The 24,635-nt window shown below is 69.6% G+C and carries 24 protein-coding genes; 14 read left to right on the forward strand and 10 right to left on the reverse strand.

Translation table 11 applies throughout. The features are described 5' to 3' along the window. Window positions 1-6 precede the first annotated feature (6 nt). From HYU53_13620 to cysK, 3 genes are all read right to left on the reverse strand, one after another. The gene (locus tag HYU53_13620; protein MBI2222231.1) at window positions 7-789 is read right to left on the reverse strand and encodes a hypothetical protein; all 783 of its coding nucleotides are present in this window, start codon (window positions 787-789) and stop codon (window positions 7-9) included. Between the two features lie 179 nt (window positions 790-968). Beyond that, window positions 969-1,913 (reverse strand): serine acetyltransferase, encoded by a 945-nt coding sequence (locus HYU53_13625; protein ID MBI2222232.1) that lies wholly within the window; start codon window positions 1,911-1,913, stop codon window positions 969-971. After that, a complete protein-coding gene (gene cysK, locus HYU53_13630; protein ID MBI2222233.1) occupies window positions 1,910-2,887 on the reverse strand; it encodes a cysteine synthase A in 978 nt (325 codons plus the stop codon). Before cysK ends, HYU53_13625 begins: the two co-directional genes overlap by 4 nt. A gap of 477 nt (window positions 2,888-3,364) precedes the next feature. Between cysK and HYU53_13635 the strand changes: the two genes are divergently transcribed. From HYU53_13635 to HYU53_13675, 9 genes are all read left to right on the forward strand, one after another. Beyond that, on the forward strand, window positions 3,365-4,327 hold the full coding sequence (locus HYU53_13635) for a hypothetical protein (GenBank protein MBI2222234.1): 963 nt from the start codon (window positions 3,365-3,367) through the stop codon (window positions 4,325-4,327). Between the two features lie 252 nt (window positions 4,328-4,579). Then, the gene (locus HYU53_13640) at window positions 4,580-5,065 is read left to right on the forward strand and encodes a copper chaperone Copz family protein (GenBank protein ID MBI2222235.1); all 486 of its coding nucleotides are present in this window, start codon (window positions 4,580-4,582) and stop codon (window positions 5,063-5,065) included. 2 nt (window positions 5,066-5,067) lie between these two features. Beyond that, complete coding sequence (locus tag HYU53_13645) at window positions 5,068-5,511, forward strand: heavy metal-responsive transcriptional regulator (GenBank protein ID MBI2222236.1); 444 nt, start codon at window positions 5,068-5,070, stop codon at window positions 5,509-5,511. Next, on the forward strand, window positions 5,508-5,831 hold the full coding sequence (locus HYU53_13650) for a mercury transporter MerT (protein MBI2222237.1): 324 nt from the start codon (window positions 5,508-5,510) through the stop codon (window positions 5,829-5,831). Before HYU53_13645 ends, HYU53_13650 begins: the two co-directional genes overlap by 4 nt. Window positions 5,832-5,851: 20 nt before the next feature. Continuing rightward, a complete protein-coding gene (locus HYU53_13655) occupies window positions 5,852-6,163 on the forward strand; it encodes a heavy-metal-associated domain-containing protein (GenBank protein ID MBI2222238.1) in 312 nt (103 codons plus the stop codon). A gap of 8 nt (window positions 6,164-6,171) precedes the next feature. Further along, window positions 6,172-7,578: a mercury(II) reductase gene (gene merA / locus HYU53_13660; GenBank protein MBI2222239.1), complete on the forward strand. Its 1,407-nt coding sequence runs from the start codon at window positions 6,172-6,174 to the stop codon at window positions 7,576-7,578. Between the two features lie 143 nt (window positions 7,579-7,721). Then, the gene (locus tag HYU53_13665; protein MBI2222240.1) at window positions 7,722-8,006 is read left to right on the forward strand and encodes a hypothetical protein; all 285 of its coding nucleotides are present in this window, start codon (window positions 7,722-7,724) and stop codon (window positions 8,004-8,006) included. After that, on the forward strand, window positions 8,003-9,316 hold the full coding sequence (locus HYU53_13670; GenBank protein ID MBI2222241.1) for a DUF2029 domain-containing protein: 1,314 nt from the start codon (window positions 8,003-8,005) through the stop codon (window positions 9,314-9,316). The genes HYU53_13665 and HYU53_13670 overlap by 4 nt, the downstream gene beginning before the upstream one ends. Further along, a complete protein-coding gene (locus HYU53_13675) occupies window positions 9,309-10,007 on the forward strand; it encodes a glycosyltransferase family 2 protein (protein MBI2222242.1) in 699 nt (232 codons plus the stop codon). The genes HYU53_13670 and HYU53_13675 overlap by 8 nt, the downstream gene beginning before the upstream one ends. Before the next feature lie 7 nt (window positions 10,008-10,014). Here HYU53_13675 and HYU53_13680 read toward each other — a convergent pair whose 3' ends face one another. The 3 genes from HYU53_13680 to HYU53_13690 all read right to left on the reverse strand — a co-directional run bounded on the left by HYU53_13680 (window position 10,015) and on the right by HYU53_13690 (window position 11,928). Next, a complete protein-coding gene (locus tag HYU53_13680; protein ID MBI2222243.1) occupies window positions 10,015-10,815 on the reverse strand; it encodes a redoxin domain-containing protein in 801 nt (266 codons plus the stop codon). A gap of 21 nt (window positions 10,816-10,836) precedes the next feature. Then, window positions 10,837-10,986, reverse strand: a complete 150-nt coding sequence (locus HYU53_13685; protein ID MBI2222244.1) for a redoxin domain-containing protein — start codon at window positions 10,984-10,986, stop codon at window positions 10,837-10,839. A 411-nt stretch (window positions 10,987-11,397) separates the two neighbouring features. Next, entirely contained in the window at window positions 11,398-11,928 is a 531-nt protein-coding gene (locus HYU53_13690) for a hypothetical protein (GenBank protein MBI2222245.1), read from the reverse strand. Between the two features lie 268 nt (window positions 11,929-12,196). Here HYU53_13690 and HYU53_13695 point away from each other — a divergent pair, with 268 nt between their 5' ends. Continuing rightward, window positions 12,197-13,465 (forward strand): translocase, encoded by a 1,269-nt coding sequence (locus HYU53_13695; GenBank protein ID MBI2222246.1) that lies wholly within the window; start codon window positions 12,197-12,199, stop codon window positions 13,463-13,465. A gap of 70 nt (window positions 13,466-13,535) precedes the next feature. On the opposite strand, the gene HYU53_13700 is transcribed toward HYU53_13695, so the two are convergent. Further along, window positions 13,536-14,819 (reverse strand): hypothetical protein, encoded by a 1,284-nt coding sequence (locus HYU53_13700; protein ID MBI2222247.1) that lies wholly within the window; start codon window positions 14,817-14,819, stop codon window positions 13,536-13,538. A gap of 64 nt (window positions 14,820-14,883) precedes the next feature. Next, window positions 14,884-17,913, reverse strand: a complete 3,030-nt coding sequence (locus HYU53_13705; GenBank protein ID MBI2222248.1) for a TonB-dependent receptor — start codon at window positions 17,911-17,913, stop codon at window positions 14,884-14,886. Window positions 17,914-18,161: 248 nt separating this feature from the next. Between HYU53_13705 and HYU53_13710 the strand changes: the two genes are divergently transcribed. From HYU53_13710 to HYU53_13725, 4 genes are read left to right on the forward strand one after another with little or no spacing between them, the layout of a single operon-like run. Continuing rightward, entirely contained in the window at window positions 18,162-21,296 is a 3,135-nt protein-coding gene (locus tag HYU53_13710) for a PD40 domain-containing protein (GenBank protein MBI2222249.1), read from the forward strand. Next, on the forward strand, window positions 21,275-22,186 hold the full coding sequence (locus tag HYU53_13715; protein ID MBI2222250.1) for a transporter: 912 nt from the start codon (window positions 21,275-21,277) through the stop codon (window positions 22,184-22,186). The genes HYU53_13710 and HYU53_13715 overlap by 22 nt, the downstream gene beginning before the upstream one ends. Window positions 22,187-22,207: 21 nt before the next feature. Next, a complete protein-coding gene (locus tag HYU53_13720) occupies window positions 22,208-22,558 on the forward strand; it encodes a heavy-metal-associated domain-containing protein (GenBank protein MBI2222251.1) in 351 nt (116 codons plus the stop codon). Then, window positions 22,558-23,571, forward strand: a complete 1,014-nt coding sequence (locus HYU53_13725) for an NHL repeat-containing protein (protein ID MBI2222252.1) — start codon at window positions 22,558-22,560, stop codon at window positions 23,569-23,571. Before HYU53_13720 ends, HYU53_13725 begins: the two co-directional genes overlap by 1 nt. Window positions 23,572-23,602: 31 nt before the next feature. Here HYU53_13725 and HYU53_13730 read toward each other — a convergent pair whose 3' ends face one another. Together HYU53_13730 and HYU53_13735 are read right to left on the reverse strand one after the other, a co-directional pair. Then, on the reverse strand, window positions 23,603-24,298 hold the full coding sequence (locus tag HYU53_13730) for a DUF3179 domain-containing protein (protein MBI2222253.1): 696 nt from the start codon (window positions 24,296-24,298) through the stop codon (window positions 23,603-23,605). A gap of 21 nt (window positions 24,299-24,319) precedes the next feature. After that, a complete protein-coding gene (locus HYU53_13735; protein MBI2222254.1) occupies window positions 24,320-24,631 on the reverse strand; it encodes a DUF3179 domain-containing protein in 312 nt (103 codons plus the stop codon). Window positions 24,632-24,635: the final 4 nt, after the last annotated feature.

Raw genomic sequence — 24,635 nt, forward strand, 5'->3', positions numbered from 1 at the left:
CTCCTCCTAGGCTCCCGCGAACACCAGCTCCCGCGCGCGCGCGACCTTTCGCGCGTCCACGGTCCCGTGCGGAAAAGACTCCTCCGGAGTCCGGACCGCGCTGCCAAAGTGAAACTCGCGGATGCCCGTCGCGTCGCGGATCGCCTGCACGACGTCGAGGGTGAGACTGCCGGCGATCAGCTCGCACCCGGCGCGCAGTCGCATCCGATACGTCTGCAAGCGCGCGATCCGCTCGGCGAGCGGACGCCATGAGCCGCCGCTGACGAGTGCGCGATCCACGCCGCTCAGCGAGGCGAGCGCCTCGATGGCACCGGGAGGATCTGCCGTGCGCTCGATCGCGTTGTGGATGGTCAGGTGCAGCGACGGGGCCGCGCGTGAGATCGCCCGAAGCATGTCGAGGTCCAGGCGCCCCTCACGCACGTACCCGGTCACGAGGCCCTCGACCCGCAACGCCGCAAGCTGCCGCGCCTTCTCGAGCACGAGGCCTCGTTCGTCCCGCCCCGCCAGCTCGAGCGCGTCCTGTTCTCGAAGCATGACCCTGGCGGGAATGGACACCGCCGCGACGATCTCTCCCACGAGCGCAAGCGGCGGCGTGAGCCCGCCGCGATCCAGCTGCACGGCGATCTCCAGGCGCGTCGCGCCTCCCGCTTCGGCTGCGCGCGCATCTTCGACCGACGAGACGATCACTTCGACGTGCCGGGAGGTCGCGGACGGGCCGCGGTCCGACGATTCCGCCCAGGCCAGGAAAGGCGCCCAGGCGAGGCATCGCGCGAAGTCGCGTCGGTTCATCGGGTCGAGAACACTCTAGCCGCCGCGACATTCCGTGTCGACCACAAAAACGCGGTGAGTTCTGTTGAGAAGAACACGGCGCCGGGTTCCGCCCGCACGCGCCGCAGCGGCGTCAGCTACCTGGAGAGATCGCCTGATTGATGGCCGGCGTGAGTTCTGTTACGCAGAACAGCAGGGGCTTAGATCCCCGACCCGGCGTCGAAGACTTCGATGCGCGCCAGCGCCTGTGTGAGGTGGCTCCCGGGCGCAACGCTCCTCGTGACCCAGACGTTGCCGCCGATCGTCGATCCGCGGCCGATCGTGATCCGGCCCAGGATCGTCGCGCCGGCGTAGATCACGACGTCGTCTTCGACGATCGGATGGCGCGGCGTGCCCTTGACGAGCGCCCCGTCCTCGTCCACCTCGAAGCGCTTGGCGCCAAGCGTGACCGCCTGGTACAGGCGCACGCGGTCCCCGATCACGGCCGTCTCGCCGATGACGACACCGGTCCCGTGATCGATGAAGAAGCTGCCGCCGATGCGCGCGCCCGGATGGATGTCGACCCCCGTGGCGGAATGCGCCACCTCCGCGATGAGCCGCGCGATGAGCGGCGTGCCCAGCTCGTACAGGGCGTGCGCCAGCCGGTGGTGCATGATCGCCTTCACGCCGGGATAGCAAATCAGCACCTCGTCGATGCTCTTCGCGGCCGGGTCGCCGCGGTACGCGGCGTTCACGTCGCTCTCGAGCCGCGAGCGCACGCCCGGCAGCGACGCCGCGAACTGCCGCACGATACCGCCGGCGTGCTCGTCGATGCCGCCCCCGTCGAGGCTGCCCCGGCGGGCCGTCCACCGCAGCTCGCGGCACACCTGGTCGAGCAGGGTCTGGAGCGCCCGCTCGAGCGTGTCGCGAACGAAGCGGTCCACCCCGCTGGTCCCCATGTCCGGCGGGCCGAAGTGGTTCGGGAACAGCGCCGCCACGATCGCCTCGACAACCCCGGCGAGCGCGCGCGCGGACGGCAGCGTGTCGCCCGTGCCGCGATCCGGATCGCGGGCGCCGTCGCGGGCGACGCGCAGCGCGGCGACGAGGCGCTCCACGTGGCCGTGGGCGCGCTCGCCCTGCGCGCTGCCGCCGGTTCCGTGCGTCATATGGCGATCCCCGCCTCGTCGAACACCCCCTGGAAGAGGATGGTGCTCAGGTACCGCTCGCCCGAGTCGGGAAGGACCACGACGATGGTCTTGCCGGCGTACTGCGGGCGCCGGGCCAGGCGAACGGCGACGGCGGCCGCGGCGCCGCTGGAGATGCCGCTGAGGATGCCTTCGTCGCGGGTCAGCCGGCGCGCGCAGTCGACCGCTTCGTCGTTGGTGACCTGCTCGATCGCATCGACGAGCGAGAGATCGAGCACGTCGGGGACGAACCCCGCCCCGATGCCCTGGATCTTGTGCGGCGCCGGCTGGATCGGCCGGCCGTCGCGGTTCTGCGTCAGCACCGGGCTGTCGCTCGGCTCGACCGCCACCGACACGATCCGCTTCCCGCGCGTGTGCTTGATGTAGCGCGAGACGCCGGTGATCGTGCCGCCGGTGCCGACGCCCGACACGAGAACGTCGACGGCGCCGTCGGTGTCATCCCAGATTTCCGGCCCGGTGGTCTGCTCGTGAATCGCCGGGTTCGCCGGGTTCTTGAACTGCTGCAGCAGGACGTACCGCTTGGGATCGGACGCGGCGATCTCTTCCGCCTTCTTGATGGCGCCCGGCATGCCGCGCGCCCCCTCGGTCAACACCAGCGTGGCGCCGTAGGCCGCCAGCAGCTTCCGCCGCTCGATGCTCATCGTCTCGGGCATGGTGAGCGTGATCGGGATGTTGCGCGCGGCCGCGACGAAGGCGAGCGCGACACCCGTATTGCCGCTCGTCGGCTCGACGATTTCCGTGCCCGGTCCCAGGAGGCCGCGCTGTTCGGCGTCCCAGACCATCGCCGCCCCAATCCGGCACTTGACGGAGTAGGCGGGGTTGCGTCCCTCGATCTTGGCAAGAATCGTCGCCGGGGCGCCGTCGGCGATCCGGTTGAGACGAACGAGAGGGGTCCGTCCGATCGATCGCGAGTTGTCTTCGAACCAAACTGCCATGATGGCCTCCGCACGAGGAAAAGAAAAAAGGCCTTCCGGGCCTTGGACCGGCTGCGATTTCGGGGATGAGGTCGTTACGGTTGCACGACCCGCGTGCACGCAGCGCGTACCGGACCGGAGGGCCGGCGACAACACGCGCAGGTGCACGTCATCATGATGGTCTCGACTATGCCGGACGCGGCGCGCCAAGTCAAGGCGGCGCGCGGACGTTCATCGCGTCATATCAATGGGATCAATCGGCGATCTCCCTTCAATGGGCGATCTCCCTGCCGGTCCGTTGATCAATATGACGAGAAACGCTAATATCCGGTCCATGCGACGGGTTTCTTCCGGCCTTCGCTGTATCTGTCGGTAGAGGCGCTCCGCGCGGCGGACCGCCTCTCTGCCCCCGTTATTTCTCCTCGACACACGAACGCGAACTGATCCGGCCCGCCACGTGCAGCAGGCAGCAGGCGAGGCCGTTTTCCGGAGACCGCCATGAGCATTGGTGTCCTGTACGAACATCCCGAGTGGTTCGCGCCGCTGTTCCGCGCGCTCGACCGCCGCGGCCTGGCCTACGAGCGACTCGACGCGGCGAATCTCTCCTGGGATCCCGCGGCGGCGCCCGGTTTCTCGCTGCTCGTCAACCGCATGAGCCCGTCCGCGTACTTGCGCGGGCACGGACACGCGATCCACGCGACCCTGGCGTACCTGGACTACCTCGCGGCCCGCGGCATTTCGATCGTGAACGGCCCGGGCGCGTACGCGCTCGAGATCTCGAAATCGCGCCAGCTCGACCTGCTCGAGCAGCTCGGGCTGCGGTACCCGGCGAGCCGCGTGATCAATCACGCGGACGCTGCGCCCGCGGCGGCCGCCGGGCTCCGGTTCCCGGTGGTGGTGAAACCCAACATCGGCGGGAGCGGCGCCCGCATCCGCCGGTTCGATTCGCCCGAGGCGCTCCAGGACGCCGTCGCGGACGGATCGCTGGATCTCGGCGTGGACCGCGTCGCGCTCGTGCAGGAGTTTCTCCCCGCGCGCGGATCGTCGATCGTGCGCGTGGAGATCCTGGATGGAGAAGTGCTGTACGCCATCCGGCTCACGCCTCCCGCCGGCCACGGCTTCAACCTGTGCCCGGCCGACGTGTGCCAGACGCCCGCCGAGACGCTGGAAGGGTTCTGCCCGGTGAAGCCGGCGATGGACATCGAGGCCGTGCAGGTGCCGGCCCGCGTGAGCGACGAGGCGCGCGCGATTGCCGCCGCGGCAGGCCTGGATGTCTGCGGCATCGAATACCTGGTCGACGACCGGGATGGCGAGGTGTACTTCTACGACGTCAACGCGCTCTCGAATTTCGTGACCGACGCCGTGTCGATCGTCGGGTTCGATCCGTTCGAGCGCTTCGTCGATTACCTGGAGATGCGGCTCGCTCCCGCAGGTGCGGCGACCTCCGCGCGCGGGGCGTGAGCCTCGCTTGCCGGGTCGCGCGGACTGGCGCACGACCAGCTCGCCGTGGAGCAGGATGTCGCGCGTGGGCGGCGGGCGATCGGCCTGACCGACGCGGTCGAGCGATCGCGGCGATCGCCGCCGCGCCTCATGCAGGCGCCGCCCGTGGTCGCGGCCAACCTGCTGTACTCTCCGCCGCGGCCCGGGCCGCAAAACGCGCTTGACTCTGGAGTCCACTCCAGACCTGACAATGGATCCAGCAAGGGAGGATCCATGTCGAGCTGCTGCCAGTCCAACGCGTGCGAGACGGCGTCCCGTCCGCCCGAGGCATGCCCGAGCAGCGGCTCCAAGGGGGCTCCGGTCGAACTGGAGACCGTCAAGGCGCTGCTGACCGAAGCGGCGCTGGCCCGCCTGGAGCCCGCATCCTACCGCCTGTGCCTCGATTCGGCCTGTGACGTCGTGTACTTTGCCGGCGCGGGCCGTACCTTCGCGCGGGCCGACGTGCGCGTCCCCGTCTGGCAGAAGGAGCCGGCGGGCGCGCGGACGATATGCTACTGCTTCGGCGAGAACGAAGCGGACATCCGCACGGAGATCGCGCGCGGCGGAGGCTCGCACGCCGTCGCGCGCGTGACGGATCACATTCGCGCGGGCCGCTGCGCCTGCGAGGTTCGCAACCCGAAAGGCACGTGCTGCCTCGGCGACCTGGCCGCCGCGGTCACCCGCATGGCGGCGGCGGTGGAGCCTGGGACTGGAGTGTAACGGTGACGGGCAAGTCGAGACCATCGAACGGCGCGCTCCGGATCGGCGCCGTTGCCGCGGCTAGCGGGCTGACGCCCGACGCCGTCCGTTATTACGAGCGGCTGGGCCTGCTGCCGCCGCCGCCGCGCACGGCGAGCCGGTACCGCGTCTATCCGCCCGACACCGTCGCGCGCCTGTGGTTCATCCGGCAGGCCAAGGGGTTCGGGCTGGAGCTGCGGGAGATCCGCGAACTGCTCACGCCAGGCGCCGGCCGCGGGCGCGAGCACTGCCGGGCCGTGCGGGCGGTGCTGGCGCACCACCTGGACGGCGTCGAGGCGAAGCTGAAGGAACTCGCGTCGTTCCGGCGCACGCTCCGGGGAGCGCTCGATGACTGCGACCGCGCGCTGGAGCGGAAAGAGAACATTGACTGCCCGGTCGTCGACCGGTTGAGGAGGAATCGCAAGTGAAAGCCAGCATCGGCGCCATCGTCGCGGCGGTCGTCGCCTCCGCGTGTTGCATCGGCCCGGTCGCGTTCGCGGCCCTCGGCTCCGGGGCGCTCGCCGCGGCGAGCACGAAGCTCGACGCCGTTCGCCCGGTGTTCCTCCTTCTGACGACGGCGCTGCTGGGCGCGGCGTTCTATCGGACGTACGGCCGCCGCGCGGACACGTGCGAGGACGGCACGTGCGCGCCGGGCGCGAACCGCAAGGCGCGCATCCTGCTGTGGATTGCGACAGCGGTCGTGGCGCTGATCGCCGCATTTCCCTACTACGCGGAGCACTTGTTCTGAGGAGAGAGAGGAGACACGTCATGCGTTTCTGGACACTCGCGTTCGTCGTTGCCGCACTGTCGCTCGCCCCGCATGCCCTCGCAGAGAGCCGCGACGAGGGCAAGGCGGCCGTCTGCCAGCTCAAGATCACGGGGATGACCTGCGGCGGCTGCGAGGGGGCCGTGAAGATGGCGGCCAAGCGCATCGACGGCGTGAAATCGGTGACCGCGTCGTACAAGACGGGGAGCGCCGAGGTCACCTACGATCCGGCGAAGACCTCGCCGGACGCGATCGCGAAGGCCGTCAGCGAGAAATCCGGCTTCAAGGCGGAAGTCGTGAAGAAGAAGCCGTAACGGGCCCCATGATGGCCACCTACGACCTCGTGATTGTCGGCGGAGGCGCCGGCGCCTTCGCCGCGGCGATTCGTGCCGACGAACTGGGCGCGAAGACGGCCCTCGTCAACAGCGGCCTGCCACTGGGCGGCACCTGCGTCAACGTCGGGTGCGTGCCGTCGAAGGCGCTCCTCTGGGCCGGGGAGATCGCGCACGCCGCGCGCCACCACGGCGTGCCGGGCATCGAGATCGACTCGCCGCGCGTCGACTTCGCCACCCTCGTCCGTGACGAGCTGGCGCTGGTAGACCGGCTCCGTGCCGAGAAGTACGAGCACGTGCTCGCGGGGCTCCGCCGCGTCACGCACATCGAGGGCAAGGGACGCTTCGTCTCGCCGCGCGAGATCGAGGTGAACGGCGGCCGGGTGAAGGGGGCAAAGTTCATCATCGCCACCGGCTCGACGGCGACCGTGCCGCCGATCGATGGCCTCGCCACGGCGGGGTTCATCACGCACATCGAGGCGCTGCGCCTGGAGCGCCCGCCCGCCACCCTGCTCGTCATCGGCGCCGGCGCGCTCGGACTGGAGTTCGCGCAGTTGTTCGCGCGGTTCGGCACCCAGGTGACGGTCCTCCAGCGCGGCGCGACGATCTTTCCACGGACCGAGCCCCGGCTCGCACGGCGGCTGATGGAAGTGCTCGCGCGCGAGAACATCACGGTCGTGACCGATGCCGCCGTGCGGTCGGTCGAGTGCGGGGGTGGACGCAAGCGCGCCAGCTACGAGGCGGACGGCGCAACGCGGGGGATCGTGGTCGACGAGATCCTGCTGGCCGCAGGCAAGACGCCCAACACGTCCGGCCTTGGCCTGCGGAGCGCCGGGGTGCGGAGCGACGGCCGGGGCGCGATCCGCGTCGACAGCACGTTCCGCACGAGCGAGCCCGACATCTTCGCCGTGGGCGACGTCGCGGCGCTGCCGATGCGCCTGGAGATCACGGCCGCGCGGGAGGGCACGCTCGCGGCCGAGAACGCGCTCCAGCGATCCGCCCGGACCCTCGACTACGACACGGTGCCGTACACGGTATTCACGGATCCGCAATTGGCCGGCGCCGGCCTCACGGAAGACGCGCAGCTGCAGCGGCTCGGCGCGTGCGAATGCCGGACGCTCTCGTTCGAGGCGGTGCCGAAGGCGATCATCATGCGGCGCACCGAGGGGCTGATCAAGATGACCGTACACCCGCAGACCAAGCAGGTGATGGGCGTGCACATCCTCGCGCCGCAGGCGGGCGAGCTTGCCGCGCAGGCGGCGCTCATCGTCGGCCGGGGGCTGACGCTGCACGAGGTCGCCGACTCGCTTCCGATGTTCCCGACGCTCTCGGAGGCGATCAAGCTGGTCGCGATGTCGTTCACGCATGACGTGTCGAAGATGAGCTGCTGCGTCTGAGTCGAGCTGTGAGCCGGGTCACAGGCGACGCGAATGACGTGGCCGCCCCGTAACGCCTCTCCAGCCGCACGGACTGTTCAGCAGATACCGCTGGCGGGCCGCGTGAGGCGGCAGGCTGGCGACAGCCTCGAGGAGTGACCGTCATGCGCAGACATCTGGCGTCCATCGGGATCGCCACCGCCTTGCTCGCCACCACCGCCGCCGCGTCGTTCGCGCCGGCCAGGTACCTGCCGGCTTATGACGGCTTCTCCGCCACGGGAGTGTCGATGGGCGTGAAGCTCCGGTCGAATCCCAGGGTGTTCGCGCTCCGGAACGGGCGCACGTACTTGTTTTCGGATGCCCAGGCGAAAGCAGCGTTCGAGGAGGACGCGGCCGGCGTCATCGCGAAGGCCGACGCCAACTGGCCGGCCGTCAAGCGACGGAAGTGACGCGGCTGCCGGCCAGCGCGGCGCGCGGCCCCGCGTGGACTGGGCTGGTGGCGCCGGCCGCGACGATCGCTGCAGCGTTCTGGGCTCTCGCGTGGCTGGCGCCGCAGTCCGGCGAGCCGCTGTTCATGGCGGCCGTCGCGGTTGCGGTCGCCGGCTACGTGTGGGCGGCCGTTCGGCTCGTCGCGAACGGCGCCCTGGAGACGCGCGCGCTCGTCATCTGCTGCGCGCTCGCGCTGTCCTGGCGCGCGCCGATGCTGGCGCTGCCCGACGCGACGGCGCACGATGCCGTGCGGTACCTGTGGGATGCGCGTGTCTCGTCGGCCGGCCTGAGCCCGTACGAAACCCGTCCTGACGACGAGGCGCTCGCGGCGCTGCATTCCGAGGTGACGCGCGGCGTGGATGCTGCGTGGCTGCCGACGATCTATCCGCCGGCGGCGCAGGTCTACTTTCGCCTGGTGACCGCCGTACGCGAATCGATCACGGGGTTCCGGGTGGCCGCGCTGGTGAGCGACGCGGCGATCGTGCTGGTCCTCGTCCTGATTCTCCGCGCGACGGGGCGGCCGGTGGGATGGGCGCTCCTCTACGCCTGGCATCCACTCGTGCCGCTCGAAGGCGCCTCCGGCGCCCATTTGGATTTTGCCGGCGCGCTCGCGCTGGTCGTGTCGTGGCTGGCGCTCCTGCACAGACGGCCGACCCTCGCCGCCCTCGCGTTCGCCGCGGCCGTGATGGTCAAGCCGCTGCCGATCGTGCTCGCGCCGCTGTACTGGCGCAGGATTCGCCTGCGCGACGCGGCGCTGGCCGCCGCCGCCGCCCTGGCCGTCACGGCCTGGATCGCGCGCGGAGACGTGCCGCTCGGATCGATGGGGACCTTCGTGGACGTCTTCCGCTTCAACGGCCCGCTGTTCGAGGCGATGCGCGGCATCGCGCCACCCAGGGCCATCGCCGCCGTTGCGGTGAGCACCGGACTTATCGTCGCGATCTGGCTGCGGAAGACCCGCGAGGTCGGCGCGCCAGAGGCCTGGGCCTGGCCGATGTCGCTCGCGCTGCTCGCGTCCCCCGTCATTTATCCGTGGTACCTGGTCTGGTTGATTCCGTTCGCCACCAGCCGGACGGCGCTCCCCGTGTGGGCCTGGACGCTCAGCGTGCTCGCGGTCTATCCGGTGTGGTACCTGCGGCGGCTGGGCGCGCCGTTCGCGGTCCCGCCCCTGCTGCTGCTCGTGGAGTTCGCCCTGCCTGCGGCCGCGGTGCTGTACGTGCTCGCGAACCGGGCGGTGGCTGCTCCCCGCGCGGCGGGTGCCGCCCATGGATAACGGTCTCCGCGTGCGCGTCGTCGTGCCGGCCCTGAACGAGGCCGGCTCGATCGTGGCGCTGATCCGGCGCGTGCCGTGCCCGCCGGGCGCGGTGATTGTCGCGGACAACGGCTCGACGGACGGCACCGCGGCGCTCGCCGAAGAAGCGGGGGCGCGGGTGGTTCGGGTTCCGCGGCGGGGGTACGGCCGCGCATGCCTCGCGGGCATCGCAGCCGACCCGGGCGCGGACGTGTTCGTGTTCGTTGACGCCGATCTCAGCGAGGATCCGGCGGAGATGCCACGCCTCGTCGATCCCATCGCGAGCGGGGAGGCGGACCTCGTGCTCGGAGCGCGCGGCGGGCGCGGCCGGCCCTGGCACGCGCGGCTCGGCACGACGCTCTGCGTCTGGCTGATCAACCGCCTGTGGCGGACCCGCTATACGGACCTCGGGCCGTTCCGCGCGATCCGCGGCTCGTCGCTGCGGGCGTTGGACATGCGCGACGAGACGTGGGGCTGGACGATCGAGATGCAGGTGAAGGCGGCCGAGCGCGCCTTTCGCACGGTGGAAGTGCCGGTGGCGTCCGGCCCACGCGCGGCCGGACGCTCCAAGATCTCGGGTTCGCTCACGGGCAGCGTGCGAGCCGCGGCGCGGATGCTCGAGATCATCGCGCGCCTGCGGCTGACACGGCGCTATCGCGGCCGCACGGGCTGAGCGCGAACTATCGCTTCACCCGCTCGCGGTCGAGCGGCCTGAGGGCGACGGTCCAGGTCAGTGGCACCGACTGCGGCATGTAGCAGATCTTGTCATCGCACGCCTGGTAGTTGAGCGTGGCGGCGATGGTGAGGCCGGTCTTCCCGGCGAGCGCGGCTTGCGCCTCGCGCGACGGGTCCACCATGACGTCCTGCACGATCCGGAACGGCCGCTGGAACACCTGCACGCGTTCGTTGAGCGGCTCGAACACGTACTCCTCTGAGGGCGGGAAGTGGCTGTCGCGCACCACGAGGCCCGGCTGCGGCTGCACGCTGAGCGCGATCGGTTTGTACCCCGTCACCCCCGGGGCGTACACATGGATCTTCGGCAGCGGCACGATGTCGAGCACGAGTGAAAAGCGCGTCCCCGGCGCGGCGACCGCGTCGGTGGCATACGACGTGATTGCAAGGTGCGGCGCCGTGATCTTCGTCGCGGTCGCGTTCACCTGGCCGCCGAGCCGGACGAGCACGCTGCTGATCGTGTTGCGCTCCTCGTAGCTCCGCTCGAAGAATCGCGCCGTGACGACTCCCGCCCGGTCGATCACGAACGTGCCCGGGAACGGGTAGCCGTAAGCGGGATTTGTTTCGGGGACCGTCGTGTTCAGGATGCCGTACCGCTTGATCGTTGCGGATCCCTCGTCAGACAAGAGAGGGAAGGTGATACCGCGACGCGCGGCGAACTCCGCGAGGACCGGCACGGGGTCGTAGGTGACCACGGTGAGCCCCATGCCGCTCTTCCGAACGTCATCCAGCCGTCCTTGCAGCTCCACGAGCTGCGTCTTGCAGTAGGGTCACCAGTCGGCGGAGCGGGAGAAGACCAGGACGAGCCCCTGTTCGCCCATCAGCGACGACAGGCTGCGCCGGCGCCCCGCCTGATCCGGCAGCGTGAAGTCCGGCACCTTCTCGCCGACCTGAGGGCCCAACCGCGTCACATCGATCACAGGACCAGTCCTCGCGGGTCCGGGCTGTTGCGGATCGCTCCACGCCACGCTCCCGTTCACATGAATCCAGAACACAACAGCGGCGGCCAGCAGTCTCGAGCGCGTGTGCATTGGCCGTCACAGTGTATCCAACCTGACCGCGCGGCGCGAGGGCGGACCTGAAAGGTCCGCCCCACAGGCGCCGGTCCGTTGACGGCACCTGTGAACAGGCTCACAGTCGCTCGCATCCTGGCGCCCGAGCGCGTAAGATGAAGGAATGGAACTGCTCGCACGCATCTGGCGCGGAGCCGCGGCGTTCGTGCGGGCTCTCTACGCCAACCCGCCCGGCTGTTGAGCCATGAGCGTGCGGTCTCTGGATCGAGACCGGCATCCGTTCCTGTCCGCTCGCCGGTAGCGGGCGAGCCGAGCGACCTAAAACTCCTGTACCCGGTCCCCGCACGCCGCGCCGGCGTGGCAGCCGTACGCGAGCGCCACCGCGACGCCATATGCCAGGTGCGCGAGCAGGCTCGCGACGGCGGCGCTTGCGCCCAGATTCAACGCCAGGAAGCCCGGCCCGTCGCCGGTTCCGCCGGCCGCCGCGATCGCGCCCAGCAGAGGCACCGCGACCGCCTGCGCGAACGCCCATAACCCAAGACCCAGCATGAGGCCGCCGTAGGCCGCTCTCACTTTCAGGCGCGGCTCGATCCGGAATGCATAGAGGAGAGCGTAGGCCGATCCCACGAGGACGTGGAGCGCGAGACCGAGGGCCGCCGCGTGCGCCGCATCGCGGACAAACAGGCGGGCCACCCAGATCGGCAGCTCCACCTGGCTGATTCCCAGCGCCGGCAGGACGTACATGATGATCGTCATCGCCAGCGTCCCGAGAAACCCACTTGCCAGGGCGACGGCGACGTCCACGTGCGCTCGAGCGGCCACGCGCGCGGCGATTCGCTGTGTATGCATGGGCACCGGTGTGTCCTTTCCGCGGTCGCGCTCCCAGCGACAGCTCTCAATCGTGAAGTCCCGCGGCCGCCGCCGTGCGTTACCGCGGCGGCGTGATGGAACGCCAAGACCGTGAGCCTTCTCACACCAGGCGGCTCGCGCGGCGGACGCCTGCGCCCGCTGGCGACGGGCGATGTAACGCATCGGGCGGCGCCGGGACTCTCAATACAGGGCGCACGAGGGGTATTTGCATCTTCCAGCGGATTCCGGGACGGGCCGCGACAGCGGCATGGCGCACGCCGTTCTCCGGCTGTTCAGCCACGTGAAGCCGGGGGAGGCGCCGATCGCCCTGCTGATGCTGCTCAACCTGTTCCTGCTGCTCGTCGGCTACTACGTGCTGAAAACGCTGCGCGAGCCGCTCGTCCTGGCCAGCGGTGGCGCGGAGATGAAGGCGTACGCGGCCGCCGTGCAGGCGGTCGCGCTCATGGCATTCGTCCCGCTTTACAGCTGGGTGGCCGCCCGCGTCTCCCGCGCCCGGCTCATCGCCGGGCTGCTGCTGATGTTCCTCGCCAGCTTCCAGCTCTTTGCAGCCGGCGTCGCCGCCGGCTGGCCGTACGTGGGCTTCATCTTCTTCGTGTGGGTCGGCATCTTCAGCCTCGCGAGCATCGCGCAGTTCTGGTCCTACGCCAACGACCTCTACGACGTCGAGGCGGGCCAGCGGCTGTTTCCGCTCGTCGCCATCGGCGCCACGGCCGGCAGTCCCGTCGGGGCCAAGCTCGCCCAGGTGCTGTTCGACCGCGGCGCGTCGCCGCAGGTCCTCCTCCACGTCGCGAGCCTCATCATCGCCGCGCACATCGGGCTGTACTGGTTGATCGAGCGCCGCGAGCGCCACCGCGGCAGGACGCCGGCGGCGCCGATGCCTGGAGCGGGCGGGTTCCAGCTCGTGCTGCACAATCCGTATCTGCGGTGGGTGGCCTTGATTCTGCTCCTGCTGAATCTCGTGAACACGACCGGTGAGTACATCCTGGGCCGCATGGTCCTCGGCGCGGCGGCCGGCGCCCCCGGGAGCCGCGAGGCCTTTATCGGCAGCTTCTACGGCCAGTACTTCTTCGGCGTCAACGTGGCGGCGGTCCTGCTGCAGGCATTCGCGGTGTCGCGGATCGTGAAGCACGCCGGCACGGTTGGCGCCGTGCTGATGCTGCCGCTCGTGGCGCTCGGCGCGTATGCCGCGATCGGCGCGGGCGCGGGGTTCGCCCTCATGCGCTGGATCAAGACCGCCGAGAACGCGACCGACTACTCGGTGATGAACACGGGGCGGCAGCTGCTCTGGCTGCCGACCTCGCGCGAGGAGAAGTACAAGGCGAAGCAGGCGCTCGACACCTTCATCGTGCGGACGGGCGATCTGGTTGCCGCCGCGCTCATCTTCGCGGCCACAACCTGGCTGGGGCTCGAGCTGCGCGGGTTTGCCTGGGTCAATGTCGGCCTGGCCGGCCTCTGGATCCTCGCATCGATTCCGCTGCTACGCAGCTTTCGCCGCCTGTGCGCGGATTGTCCGTGACACGCCCCGATCGTCAGCGGCGGCCGCACGGTCAGGCCTGAATACCCTCACCGAGGGTGGCGACGATCGGTCAGGAGTCTGGCACACGGAGGTCCGAGAACGCGCCCGGCTCTCCCGGAGTCCGGCGACACGCCCTGGAGGCGGCGATGACGGCCATCATTCGCGTGGCCAGCACCCACAGAACGGCGGCCGCCACCAACGCGTACGCGAGCCAGGAGACATCCACCCGCGCGGCCGCATCCGGCCGTCCCCGCAGCGAGACAAACAAGAAGAGCGCGGCCGTCCCCTCGGTCATCCGCGACACCGCCCCGTCGATGACCAGCTTTGCCGCCCCGCGGTAGGCCGGCTCGACGGGCAGGTACGCCTGTTCCCAACTGACGCGATGGATGGACGCCTTCAGTCCCCCTTCCGCCATGCGGATGCCGGCCCGGAGCATCATCGACGCGCTGAGGATTGCCGCGGGACTGACGAGCGCCAGCGTGCCGGGCAGCACGAGCAGCGTGGCGCCGAGGCCGGCCCGCTGCTGCACCCGCGCGGTCAGAGTCAGCTGCACGGCGAAGGCTGCGAGGCTGAGCACGAGATAGAGGTTGGCGAACAGGGCGATGCCGTGCCCGGCCGGTTCCTGCGCCGCGGCAGCGAGGTAGAACTGGAACTCCACCAGGACGCCCGCCAGCGCCCCGCACGCGCCGACGACCGCCAACAACCGGACGTAGCGATCCTTGAAAAGCTCTGCGAGGGTGTGTGGCCCGACGCGGACGAGCGCCGCTGGAGCGCGGCGGGCCGGCAAGTGCCGCCGCTGCGTCAGTGCCACGATGCACGCCGCCGCCGCGAGCGTGCCGGCCGCGATGATGAAGAGCGTGGGAGGCGCGACCGAGGAGGCGAGAAGCCGTGCGGTCGCGGCCCCCGCCAGGCTGCCTGCGAGCGACGCGGCGCCGGCGCGGCTGTACGCGCGCGCGCGCGGGGCGGGTTCGCGCGCCGCGAGGATCTCGGCGCCGAGCAGCCATGTCATCGAGAAGAGGACGCCGTAGGCGAGCGGCACGAAGAGGAAGAAGGTCGTCATCAGCGGGCCGGCGCCCGGCCGCGCGACCGACGCGTACACGAGGAGGATCGCGGCCATCGCCACCGGCGCGATCAGCCGCGCCCGCCTCGCGCCGGCCAGCCGCATCAATCCCAGCGTGGCGCCGGCAACCGGCAGCGACAGCGCCGCCATGCCCAGGTAGGCCAGCGGAAGGTCGTCGATGCCGCCCGCCTGGAAATAGAGGGCGTCGCGGCCCGTTCGCGCGAGCACGAAGCTCGCGGTCGTCAGGAACAGCGCCGCCGCCAGGCCGTTCATGCCGGACGCGCGGGTGGACAACGTCTCAGTGCCGGACGGCCGCGGGACCTCGATAGTCCCGCGGCCGTTGCCAGCGCTGTCTGGCTCAGAACAGGTAGCGCACGGTGAACCGCGCTTCGATCGGCGCCTGGAAGGCGGACGGCAGCAGGAACCTGGGATCCTGCCGCAGCCCCTGCGCCGCGATGAGCGCGCGCGTGTCCACGCCCGAGAAGAACTGTGTCTCGGTGACGTTGACCGACTGGCCCGAGGCGAGCTCGGTGCGGAACTTCTCGGTCTCGTTCTCTTCGTCGAAGAGGTTCAGGATGTTGAAGCCAACCTGCAGCTTCTGACCGTTCCCGACGCCGAAATCGTGCTGCACCGTCAGGTCGGTCTGGGAGAAGACCGACGTGCGGCCGTCGCTCTTTCTCCCGAGATACATCACGGGGAAGGCGTTGCCTGCGATAAACGCCGCCTCGCGGGTGACGGGCACGCCGCTCGACACGAACTGGCTCACGCCGACGGTCGTGCCGAACGGCAGGTCGTAGATGAAATGCGCCTTGAACTGGTGCGGGCGATCGGTGGCCAGCCGGCCGAGGATCGACTCGCCGCGCTCGTTGAACGACATCACCGGGCTGTCGAAGTTCCGGCCGACGTTCGGGCTGAGGCGTCCCGGCTCGTCGGACTGCGCCAGGCCCGAGTAGTTGCCGTACAGGCGGCTCCACAGGTAGCTCGCCCGCAGCGCCCACCGGTCCGACAGGTTCCTGTTGACCGAGAACTCAAGGCTGTCGTAATCGCGCACCGCCTCGGGGAACGGAATGGGGGTCGTGCCTCCCTCAGGCACGAAGCTCGCCGACTGGCTGAACCCCGGGTTGCCGATCTTGAAGATCTCGTTCTGGTTCTCGTCGAGGAAGCCGATGTCTTCGACCGCCTTGTCGATCTGCTTGTGCACGTACCGCACGCCGACCGAGATCGTCGGTGTCAGCGCGTGATCCAGGCCGAAGACCGCCTCCTGCGAGCGCGTCGGATCGATGCCCGGATCGATCGTCTCGTCGCCCGGTGAGTTGGACGGGCTCCGGAAGTTCACGGGCCCGAGGAGCAGGCGGCCCGGGCAGGCTGGCGGGCAGCTCGCCGGATTGAGCGCGTTGAAGTCCGGGGTGTCGAGCGTGTACCAGTACTCGAGCCAGTGCTCGCCGCCGAACGACCCGCGCGGCAGCTCGAGCTTCATGATGTCGTAGAAGATCCCCCACGAGCCGTACGCCTTCCAGCGCCCGTCGCCGTTGATGTCGTACGCGAAGCCGACGCGCGGCGCCAGCTTGTCGGCGAAATCCCACTCGACGGCGGACGACGCGATGCCCCCTTCCGTGGTGAACGACGGCACGTTCTCGTTCTCGGTCCTCAGGCCGAGATTGAGCGTCAGCCGGTCGTTCGGCGTCCACGCGTCCTGGATGAACAGCCCGACGTTGTTGCTGTCGATGTCGCCGCCCCGCAGGAATCCCAGCTCGGGACGAAGGCCGTTGCTGCGGATCCGGTAGTAGCCGAACTGGCCCCGCTGGCCGCGGAAGCTCTCGTTCCAGAAGATCTGCGTCCGATGGCCCGTTTCTCCGGCATCGACGTTGTTGCCGATGCGGTCCACCTGCACGCCCCCCTTGAAGGTGTGCTGGCCGCCGAAGCTGGCGTAGTAGGTCGTGTCGGCCTGGAAGTTCAGCCTCGTCTTCTCGTCCTTCCGTGTCTCGAAGTTCGTCGAGACGTTCCGGAACCCGGTCGCCCGCTGGAACGCCGCCGGTACTCCCGGCATCCCGATGTTCGACGTGATGAACGAAATCCCCGGTGCTTGAGGAATCCCGTCGTCTTCGATGTCGCTGAAGAAGTAGCCGCCCCTCACGCCGAAGTACAACCGGTCGTTCGCGACGTAGTCGAGGTGGCCGGAGAGCGACCAGTTCGGGAAGGTGGTGTCGATGTCGAACAGGGTGTCGGGGGCATCGGTGCCGCTCAAAGACGGCAGGAGCCCTTCACGTTTCGAGCGGCTGAGGTTGTAGGCAATGCGGCCGACCAGCCGGTCGGTGATCTGGCTGCGCACGTTGGCCGCCGCGTTGTGGGCCGTCACGTCCTGCTCGCGCGTCAGCGCCTGGCCGGTCGCCCTCAGCGTCACGGTGCGCTCGGTGTTGGTGATTGCCGGCAGGTAGCCGCCGAAGAACCAGACGCGGTCCTTCACGATCGGCCCGCCGATGCTGAACCCCGGCTCGATGCGCGTCTCGTCGTCTTCGGGGAACGTCACGAACTCGGCGATGCGCGAATTCTCGAGGCCGAGCCGCAGCGTCGGCCGCCGGCTGCCGGTCAAGGCATCCCCTGAAAAGTGGAACGTCCCCTCGCCGTGGAACGCGTTGCTGCCGCTCTTGCTGACGACGTTGAGCACGCCGCCCGTCGAGCCGCCGAACTCGGCGGTGTACCCGCTCGACCGGACCTCGACGTCATCGATGAACTCGGTGACCACGCCCTTGCCCTGGCTGCCGTTGACCATCTGCGTGGTGTCGACACCGTCCACGTAGAAGCGGTTCTCACCGGCGCTGGCGCCGTCGATCGAGATGCCGCCGCCGAAGCGCCCCTCCGTGTTGACGCCCGGCGCCTGGGCCACGATCGTCGAGAAGTCCCGCCCCTTGGGCAGCTTCTCGAGGAACTCGGCGCGGATGTGGGTCGACTTCTCGCTCTGTTTCACGTCGACGATCGCCGACTCCGCGGACACCTGGACCGACTCGGCCACGCCCGCCACGCCGAGGCTGAAATCCACTTTCTTGATCTGTCCGACGGCCGCCTGCACGCCGGTGGCTGACGCCGGTGTGAATCCCGAGAGTTGCGCCGCGACGTGGTAGGTCCCGGGTGCCAGCGAGGGGAACCGGTACGCTCCGCTGTTGTCGGTCGTCGCCGACTGGACGACGCCGCCCGCGCTGCGCGCTTCCACCGTCACTCCCGGCAGCACGGCGCCGGATGTGTCTTTGACCACGCCTTCAATCGCCGCCCGCTGCTCCTGCGCGGCGCCGGGCATCGCCAGCCACAGCAGGGACAGCAGCACGGCGGAGCCCCTGTACACGTTCCGCCGCGTGTTTCTCTCGCTTGAAATCTCGTCTTGCGTGCGCGACATGGATCGCCTCCTCTTGTATTTCCAGTCCTATTTCCAGTCCGTGACGGAGGAGTGGCGTTACGTGAGGCGATTCACACACGCGCCCTGTTTCGGACGGCTCCGCGTCCGTGCCGCGCCGGCGGCTGTGAGGAACCTCACTGCAACGCGGCCTGGCCGTAACGCGCGGCCGATGCGCCGGACCACACCGTTGCGACGCGTGCGTGGTGGGGGCCGAGCGAACCAGTCAGGCGCGTCGGTGTGAGGCTTCGATGGAACCGAATCGGCTGTCGTCCAGCTTGTCCGCCCGGATCCTGTCAGTCACCTGTGCCGCCGTGGTTGCCGCCACGGTCGCGGCTCACGCGCAGACGCCGTTCTTCCCGTACCACGGCAAGAACCGGATCCAGTACGACTCGTTCGAGTGGCACGTCTACACGACCGACCACTTCGAAATCTATTACTACCCCGAGACCGAGGTGCATCTCGAGCGCGTCGCGAGCTACGCCGAGAGCGCGTACCAGCAGATCAGCGCCGATTTGAAGCACGACCTGGGGCACAAGGTGCCGCTGGTGCTGTTCAAGACCCAGAGCGAGTTCCAGCAGCAGAACATCGAGCCGGCCGAGCTTCCGGAAGGCGTGCTGGCGTTCGCCGAGCCGTTCCGCCACCGCATCGTCCTGCCGATCGACGAGCCGTCGGACGCGCTCTACCGGCTGATCACCCACGAGCTGACGCACCAGTTCGAGTTCGACATCATCCCGCGCTCGCTGGTGCGGCGCTCGCTGCCGTTGTGGGTGGATGAAGGACTGGCCGATTACCTGACCGGGTACTGGAACGCGTTCGACCTGATGACGGTGCGCGATGCGGCGCTGGCCGACGGCATTCCGCGGATGAGCGATTTCCAGGGGGCGGCGTTCGTCGACGGGCGGCTGCCGTACAACCTCGGGCACGCGGCGTTCGAGTTCATCGAGTCGCGCTGGGGCAAGGAGGGGATCCGCCGCTTCCTGTTCTCGCTGCGCAAGACCGTCATCGGCGGGGGGGAGAGCCCGTACGAGGAGGCGCTCCGCCTGAAGTCCGAGGAATTCGACGAGCAGTTCCGGAAGTACCTCAGGGACCGGTTCAAGCCGTTCCGCGACCGCGAAATTGCCGGCGATTACGGCCGCAACCTGGCGCCGGATCGCGAGAAGACGCCGTACCCCGTCGCGCTCTCGATTGCCGCCTCCCCCTCGAGTGAGATGCTGGCCGTCGCCGCCGGGAACCGGAAGGACCAGGAACTGGACATCCTGCTCATCTCCGCCGCCGACGGCCGCGTGATCCGCAACATGACGAGCGGCTTCAACAAGGACCGCGGGTTCGAATACATCGCGTCCCCCGGCGGCTTCCGCAACAACGCGGTGCCCTGGATGTCGTGGAGCCCCGCCGGGGACGTCATCGCGTACTTCGCGCGGACCGAGAAGCACAAGACGCTGATCCTCCAGAACGTCGCGACGGGCAAGATCGACAGGCGCGTCCCGCTGAAGACCGTGGACATGCCGGAGTCGCCGAGCGTCAGCCCGGACGGCCGGACGGTGGCGTTCTCGGCGCTGAGCGGCGCGGTCGGCGACATCTTCCTCGTCGACGTGCAGACCGGGGATGTCCGCAACCTGACCGGTGACGCCTTCGGCGACTTCGCCCCGGTGTTCTCGCCCGACGGCACGTCGCTCGTCTACCTGGCGCGCGTCAGCGGCAGCAACAAGCTGTTCCGCCTGGACCTGTCGAGCGGGAAGAAAGTCCAGGTCAGCTTCGGCACCCACGACGATGGGGGGGCGCAGTTCCTCGACCGGGACACGATCGTGTTTCCCTCGACGGCCGTGGACCCGCGGCTGGTCGTCGCTCCGGACATCGCGCGCAACGGCCAGATCTACAACCTCTGGACGCTGAACCTCGCCAACGGCGAGCTGCGCCAGCTCACCGACACGCTGACGGCGAACGTCTCGCCCGTCGTGCTCCGCGACGGGGCGCAGCGGCGCATCGCGTTTGTCACGTACCACAAGGGGGAGTACAGCATCCACACGCTGACGCGCGGCGAGCCGGTCGCGACAATCGCGAGCGCGGATTTCGGCACGCCGGGGCCGATCGTCGACTTCCAGCCGCCGCTCGAGCACACGCTCATCGAGAGCAACCGGCGGAAGAAGGGCGCCTTCGAGAAGATGCTCCTCGAGGGACGGCCGCCGGTGAACGTCGGCGTGACGAGCGGCGGCGACCTGTTCGGCGGCACGCAGCTCACCTTCACCGACGTGCTCGGGAACCAGCAGCTCAACCTGTTCGCCGCCTCCGTCTCGCAGTTCCAGTCGGCGGCCGTGTCGTACGTGAACATCGGGCGGCGGCTGCAATACGCGCTGCAGGGCTTCTCGCAGACGCAGTTCTTCTTCGGCAACCAGCCCGGCGTGCTGTTCGACCAGCAGCTCGCCTTTCTCGACCGCGACACCGCGCGCGCGACGCAGACCGCGCGCGGCATCACGGCGTTCGGCATCTACCCCTTGAACCGCTACGCCCGCGTGGAGTTCTCCGGCGGCTTCATGAGCTTCAAGCAGGAGTTCGAGGAGCCGGCGCTCCAGGAGCTCGCCGACCAGTTCCAGCGCGAGCGGCTGGGGCGGACCGTGTTCTCGGATGGCAACCTGATGCCCCTCGGAGTGGCGTACGTGCGGGAGACGACGGTCTTCCGCGAATACGGGCCGCTGGCGGGTGACACCCTCCGCGTCGGATACGAGTACGCGCCGTCGTTCGGCGGCCTGCTGTCGCGGCAGACCGCCGACCTCGACGCGCGCTACTACTTGCGGCTCGCCACCAACGGCGTGCTCGCCCTTCGCCTGCGCGGCTACCGGAGCTGGGGAGACGTCCCCGGCTTCCTGTACTTCGGCGGCAACTCCGAGCTGCGCGGCTACGACTACCTGGAGTTTCTCGGGAACAAGGCGCTCTTCGCGAACGCGGAGCTGAGATTCCCGCTCATCGAAGCGGCGCTCACCCCGCTCGGCGTCATCGGCGGCCTGCGCGGCGTGATGTTCGCGAACTTCGGCGGCGCCGGCCTGAACGGCCGGTCGTTCAAGCTCTGGACCGGCAAGACGGTCGAGCACACGCCGCTCCTCGGCTTCGCGCCGGATCCGCTGTCGCCGACCGGAGCGCAGCTGGTGTTCGGCCCGGCCGAGAGCATTCCGGGATTCAAGCTGGTGGACGGGCGCGCCTCCTACGGCCTCGGGCTCGAGACCTTCGCGCTGGGATTCCCGATACACTTCGACTGGTCGTGGCGGACGCTGTTCAACCGCCGGTGGGAGGACGCCGTGTTCGCCCTCCAGGGACGGCAGGCAGGGAAGAGCGGCAGCGAATGGTTCAGAGAGCCACGCTTCTCCGTGTGGATCGGGTACGACTTCTAGCGGCGCTGGGGATCGCGCTGCTCTGTCCGCCGCGCGCCGCCCTCGCCGGGCCGATCACGTTTCTCACGGCGCTGCCGGTCGCGCAGGGGCAGGCCGTGATCCGCGGCCAGTACCTGCTCGTCCGCGCGTCCGGCGATCCGACGCCGGCGGACCGCGAGCTGACCGTGCAGGGCGTGCCGCTGGCCGTGGCGGTCGGCGCGACGCCGCGGCTGGCGATCTTCGGCGTCGTGCCGATCGCGCGCAAATCGATGACGGCCACCACCCCCATGGGCCGCGTGACCCGCGACAGCACGGGGCTCGGCGACGTCGCCGCCTTTGCCAGGTACACGCTGTACTCCGTCGACACGACGGCGTCGACGCTCCGGATTGCGCCGTTCGGCGGGCTGAAGCTCCCGACGGGCGAGAGCGACGAGTCGGACGCGCTCGGCCGGCTGCCGCGACCGCTGCAGCCGGGCTCGGGCTCCTGGGACGTGCTCGGCGGCGCCGCCGTCACGTTCCAGACCAAACAGTGGGAGATCGATGCCGACGCCGGGGTGAGGAGAACCACCGCAGCGGACGGCTTCGAGTTCGGCGACGAGTCGTTCGCCGACGTGTCGTTTCAATATCGCGTGTGGCCGCGACGGCTCGGCGGCGGCGTCCCCGCTTTCCTTTTCGCCGTCGTCGAGTCCAATCTGGTGGTGCAGGGCAGGCATCGCAGCGCGGGCGTCCCCGATCCAGATTCCGGCGGCACCCGGTGGGACGTGGACCTCGGCCTGCAGCACGTCACGACGCGCGTCATCGTCGAGGGGATCGTGCAGATACCCGTCGTGGACGATCCCCGGGGCGCGGGACTGCGGAGCGATTTCCGTGTGATGGCCGGCGTCCGCTGGAACGTGACGCTGCCATTCTGAACGGAGAAGGGTGAATTCACCATGCGCACATCTCTCTCTCTGCGCGCGCGGCGGCTGCAAACGCCGATTGCGGTCCTGGCGGCCGTGTGGCTGTTCGCCGGCCCGTCGCGGGCAATCGCTCAGCAGCCGGAGGCCGCCCCGAAGCAGGCCGTCGTCACCGTGCGGGGCATGCAGTGTCCTTTCTGCGCGTACGGGATCCAGAAGCAGCTCAAGAAGCTCGCCGGCGTCGCGCGCGTACACGTCGAACTGGAAAAAAACCAGGCCGTCGTGACGCTTGCGCCCGGCGCCACGGTGACCGGCGCGGACATTCAGCGGGCGATCCGGAAGGCGGGCTTCACGCCCGGCAAGATCGAGTGGAAGACGGCGCCCTGATGCCTGCGCGCCCGCCATGTCTTGCGGCCCGCGTGGCCGGCTTCCTCGCCGTGATGGCGGTTGCCGCGGTCGCCTCCGCCATCGCCGCATGGGGAACCCGATGGACGATTCCGCAAGCGCGGCCCGACGCCGCGCGGTACGCGCTGCGGGCGCAGTGGAATGGGATCGCGGCGCCGGCCGGCAGGCTCCTCCGGCCGATCGGTGTCGCGGCTGCGCCCACCGGCGACGTGTACGTGACCGACGCGCGGCTGCGCGTCGTCCGCTTCAGCGCGTCCGGCGACGTCCTGGGCGCGTGGGGAACGGAGGGGGACGGCCCGGGAGAGTTCAGGAATCCCGTGGGGATCGCGGCCGGACCGGACGGCTCGGTGTACGTCTCCGACTACGAGCAGGATCGCGTTCAGAAATTCACCCCGAACGGCACGTTCATCGTCGCGTTCGGTCGCTCGGGATCGGGCCCCGGAGAGTTCAACGCGCCCGCCGGCGTGGCTGTCGATGGGGCCGGTGGGGTCTACGTCGCGGATTTCTACAACCATCGGATACAGAAGTGGCACTCGAACGGGTCGTTCGCGCAGGTGATCGGCCGGCCGGGGCGCATCGGCCCTGGCGCGCTGCACTATCCGACCGCCGTCGCGGTGACCGGGGGTGGCGAGCTGATCGTCGCCGACGCGTACAACTACCAGGTGCAGTGGTTCGACACGGAGGGCAGACCGCTGCGGCGAGCCGGGTACCACCTGTTCTGGGTCTGGCCGCGACCAGCCGGCTCGACGAGCGGGTTCTTCGTTCCGAGCGGCGTTGCGGTCGATCGGCGCGGCGTGCTCCACCTCGCCGACAGCGGCAACCACCGGGTGGTCATGCTGTCGCCGGAAGGCGAGTACGTCACCGAATGGCGCGTTCCGAACGCTGATCCGAAGGTGTATTCCCCCGAGCACGTCGCCGTGTCGCCGGACGGGCGCACGCTGTATGCGGCCGATGCGGCGCGCAACCGTGTGCTCGTTCTCGCCGTCGGCCGCTGAACAGGCGCGCACGACGATGTCGAGCGGCGCGTCAGCGCTTCCAGAGATCCGTTCCGGGAAAGTACCCCAGCCACCCGAACCAGAACGCCGGATAGGCGGGCGCCCGCTCGAGCTGCGCGCCTTTGAGCGGACCTGATACCGCGCGGCCGTCGGCAATCGACCAGCGGCTGCCGGTCTCGCGATCTTCGAGCGCCGCGGGCGTGCCTTCGATGAGGCGGAACGAGAGCACGCGGCCCGACACGCGCCGGCCGAACGCGACGATCGGGTGATCGTCTCCTGCGGCGACCAGGACGACGGGCAGCGATCCCGCCGTCGCCTCCGCGAGGCGCGCGTCGCGCACGTCCCGCTCGACGAACGCGATTGCCCCCTCGCCGGCTCGCACGCCGATGATGCGCTCCTTGGGCGGCAGCCGCTTGTCGCGGACCCGCCGGTTCAGGATGCCGATGCGGCCGGGGTCCCTGTTGTACGTCTCGTACGCCGAATTCCGGACGCCGCGCTGCCTCAGCACCAGGCTGTTCGGATAGAGCTGCTTCCACTGCTTCCACGTCGCGTGCACGGACGGGACGACCTCGAGCGCGCGTCCCATCAAGGGGCCCTTCACGCCCCGGCCATCCACGTGCGTCCACAGCGTGCCGGTCTCGCGGTCGTACATCACGAGCCCGTCGCGAAACAACATGCCGGACACGCCGAAAGAAAGCACCCGCCCGCCCGTCTCTCTGGCATACACGATGCCAGTGCCGCAGAGCGGTCACCAGGTCGCCGCGATCGGCCGCCCCTCGAAGACGTCGTTCACGATCTCGTGCCGATCGAGCAGCCAGGTGGAGTACGCGCGCTGCTCGCGCTCGCCGACGACGCCGAGCACCAGCTCGTTGTCACGCAGCGGCGCCTTCGACGCCGGCTCGAACTCCGGGTTGAAGATCGCCGGGATCGCATCGCGCGGCAGGATGACGTGCAGCCGGTCGTCGTCCCCCTCGCTTTGCCCGGCCGCGGTGACCGCCACCAGGGTCGCCGCCGCGACCGCCAGGCACGCTGTGAGCGCGGGAAGTGATCCGAATCGCATGGGG

The organism is Acidobacteriota bacterium, assembly GCA_016184105.1.
Classification (GTDB): Bacteria; Acidobacteriota; Vicinamibacteria; order Vicinamibacterales; family 2-12-FULL-66-21; genus JACPDI01.

What these genes read in the sequence shown, in the direction of transcription:
- HYU53_13620 (MBI2222231.1), bottom strand. Translation starts at nt 789, where the DNA reads ATGAACCGACGCGACTTCGCGCGATGCCTCGCCTGGGCGCCTTTCCTG.
- HYU53_13625 (MBI2222232.1), bottom strand. Translation starts at nt 1,913, where the DNA reads ATGACGCACGGAACCGGCGGCAGCGCGCAGGGCGAGCGCGCCCACGGC.
- cysK (MBI2222233.1), bottom strand. Translation starts at nt 2,887, where the DNA reads ATGGCAGTTTGGTTCGAAGACAACTCGCGATCGATCGGACGGACCCCT.
- HYU53_13635 (MBI2222234.1), top strand. Translation starts at nt 3,365, where the DNA reads ATGAGCATTGGTGTCCTGTACGAACATCCCGAGTGGTTCGCGCCGCTG.
- HYU53_13640 (MBI2222235.1), top strand. Translation starts at nt 4,580, where the DNA reads ATGTCGAGCTGCTGCCAGTCCAACGCGTGCGAGACGGCGTCCCGTCCG.
- HYU53_13655 (MBI2222238.1), top strand. Translation starts at nt 5,852, where the DNA reads ATGCGTTTCTGGACACTCGCGTTCGTCGTTGCCGCACTGTCGCTCGCC.
- merA (MBI2222239.1), top strand. Translation starts at nt 6,172, where the DNA reads ATGATGGCCACCTACGACCTCGTGATTGTCGGCGGAGGCGCCGGCGCC.
- HYU53_13665 (MBI2222240.1), top strand. Translation starts at nt 7,722, where the DNA reads ATGCGCAGACATCTGGCGTCCATCGGGATCGCCACCGCCTTGCTCGCC.
- HYU53_13675 (MBI2222242.1), top strand. Translation starts at nt 9,309, where the DNA reads ATGGATAACGGTCTCCGCGTGCGCGTCGTCGTGCCGGCCCTGAACGAG.
- HYU53_13690 (MBI2222245.1), bottom strand. Translation starts at nt 11,928, where the DNA reads ATGCATACACAGCGAATCGCCGCGCGCGTGGCCGCTCGAGCGCACGTG.
- HYU53_13695 (MBI2222246.1), top strand. Translation starts at nt 12,197, where the DNA reads ATGGCGCACGCCGTTCTCCGGCTGTTCAGCCACGTGAAGCCGGGGGAG.
- HYU53_13705 (MBI2222248.1), bottom strand. Translation starts at nt 17,913, where the DNA reads ATGTCGCGCACGCAAGACGAGATTTCAAGCGAGAGAAACACGCGGCGG.
- HYU53_13710 (MBI2222249.1), top strand. Translation starts at nt 18,162, where the DNA reads ATGGAACCGAATCGGCTGTCGTCCAGCTTGTCCGCCCGGATCCTGTCA.
- HYU53_13720 (MBI2222251.1), top strand. Translation starts at nt 22,208, where the DNA reads ATGCGCACATCTCTCTCTCTGCGCGCGCGGCGGCTGCAAACGCCGATT.
- HYU53_13725 (MBI2222252.1), top strand. Translation starts at nt 22,558, where the DNA reads ATGCCTGCGCGCCCGCCATGTCTTGCGGCCCGCGTGGCCGGCTTCCTC.
- HYU53_13735 (MBI2222254.1), bottom strand. Translation starts at nt 24,631, where the DNA reads ATGCGATTCGGATCACTTCCCGCGCTCACAGCGTGCCTGGCGGTCGCG.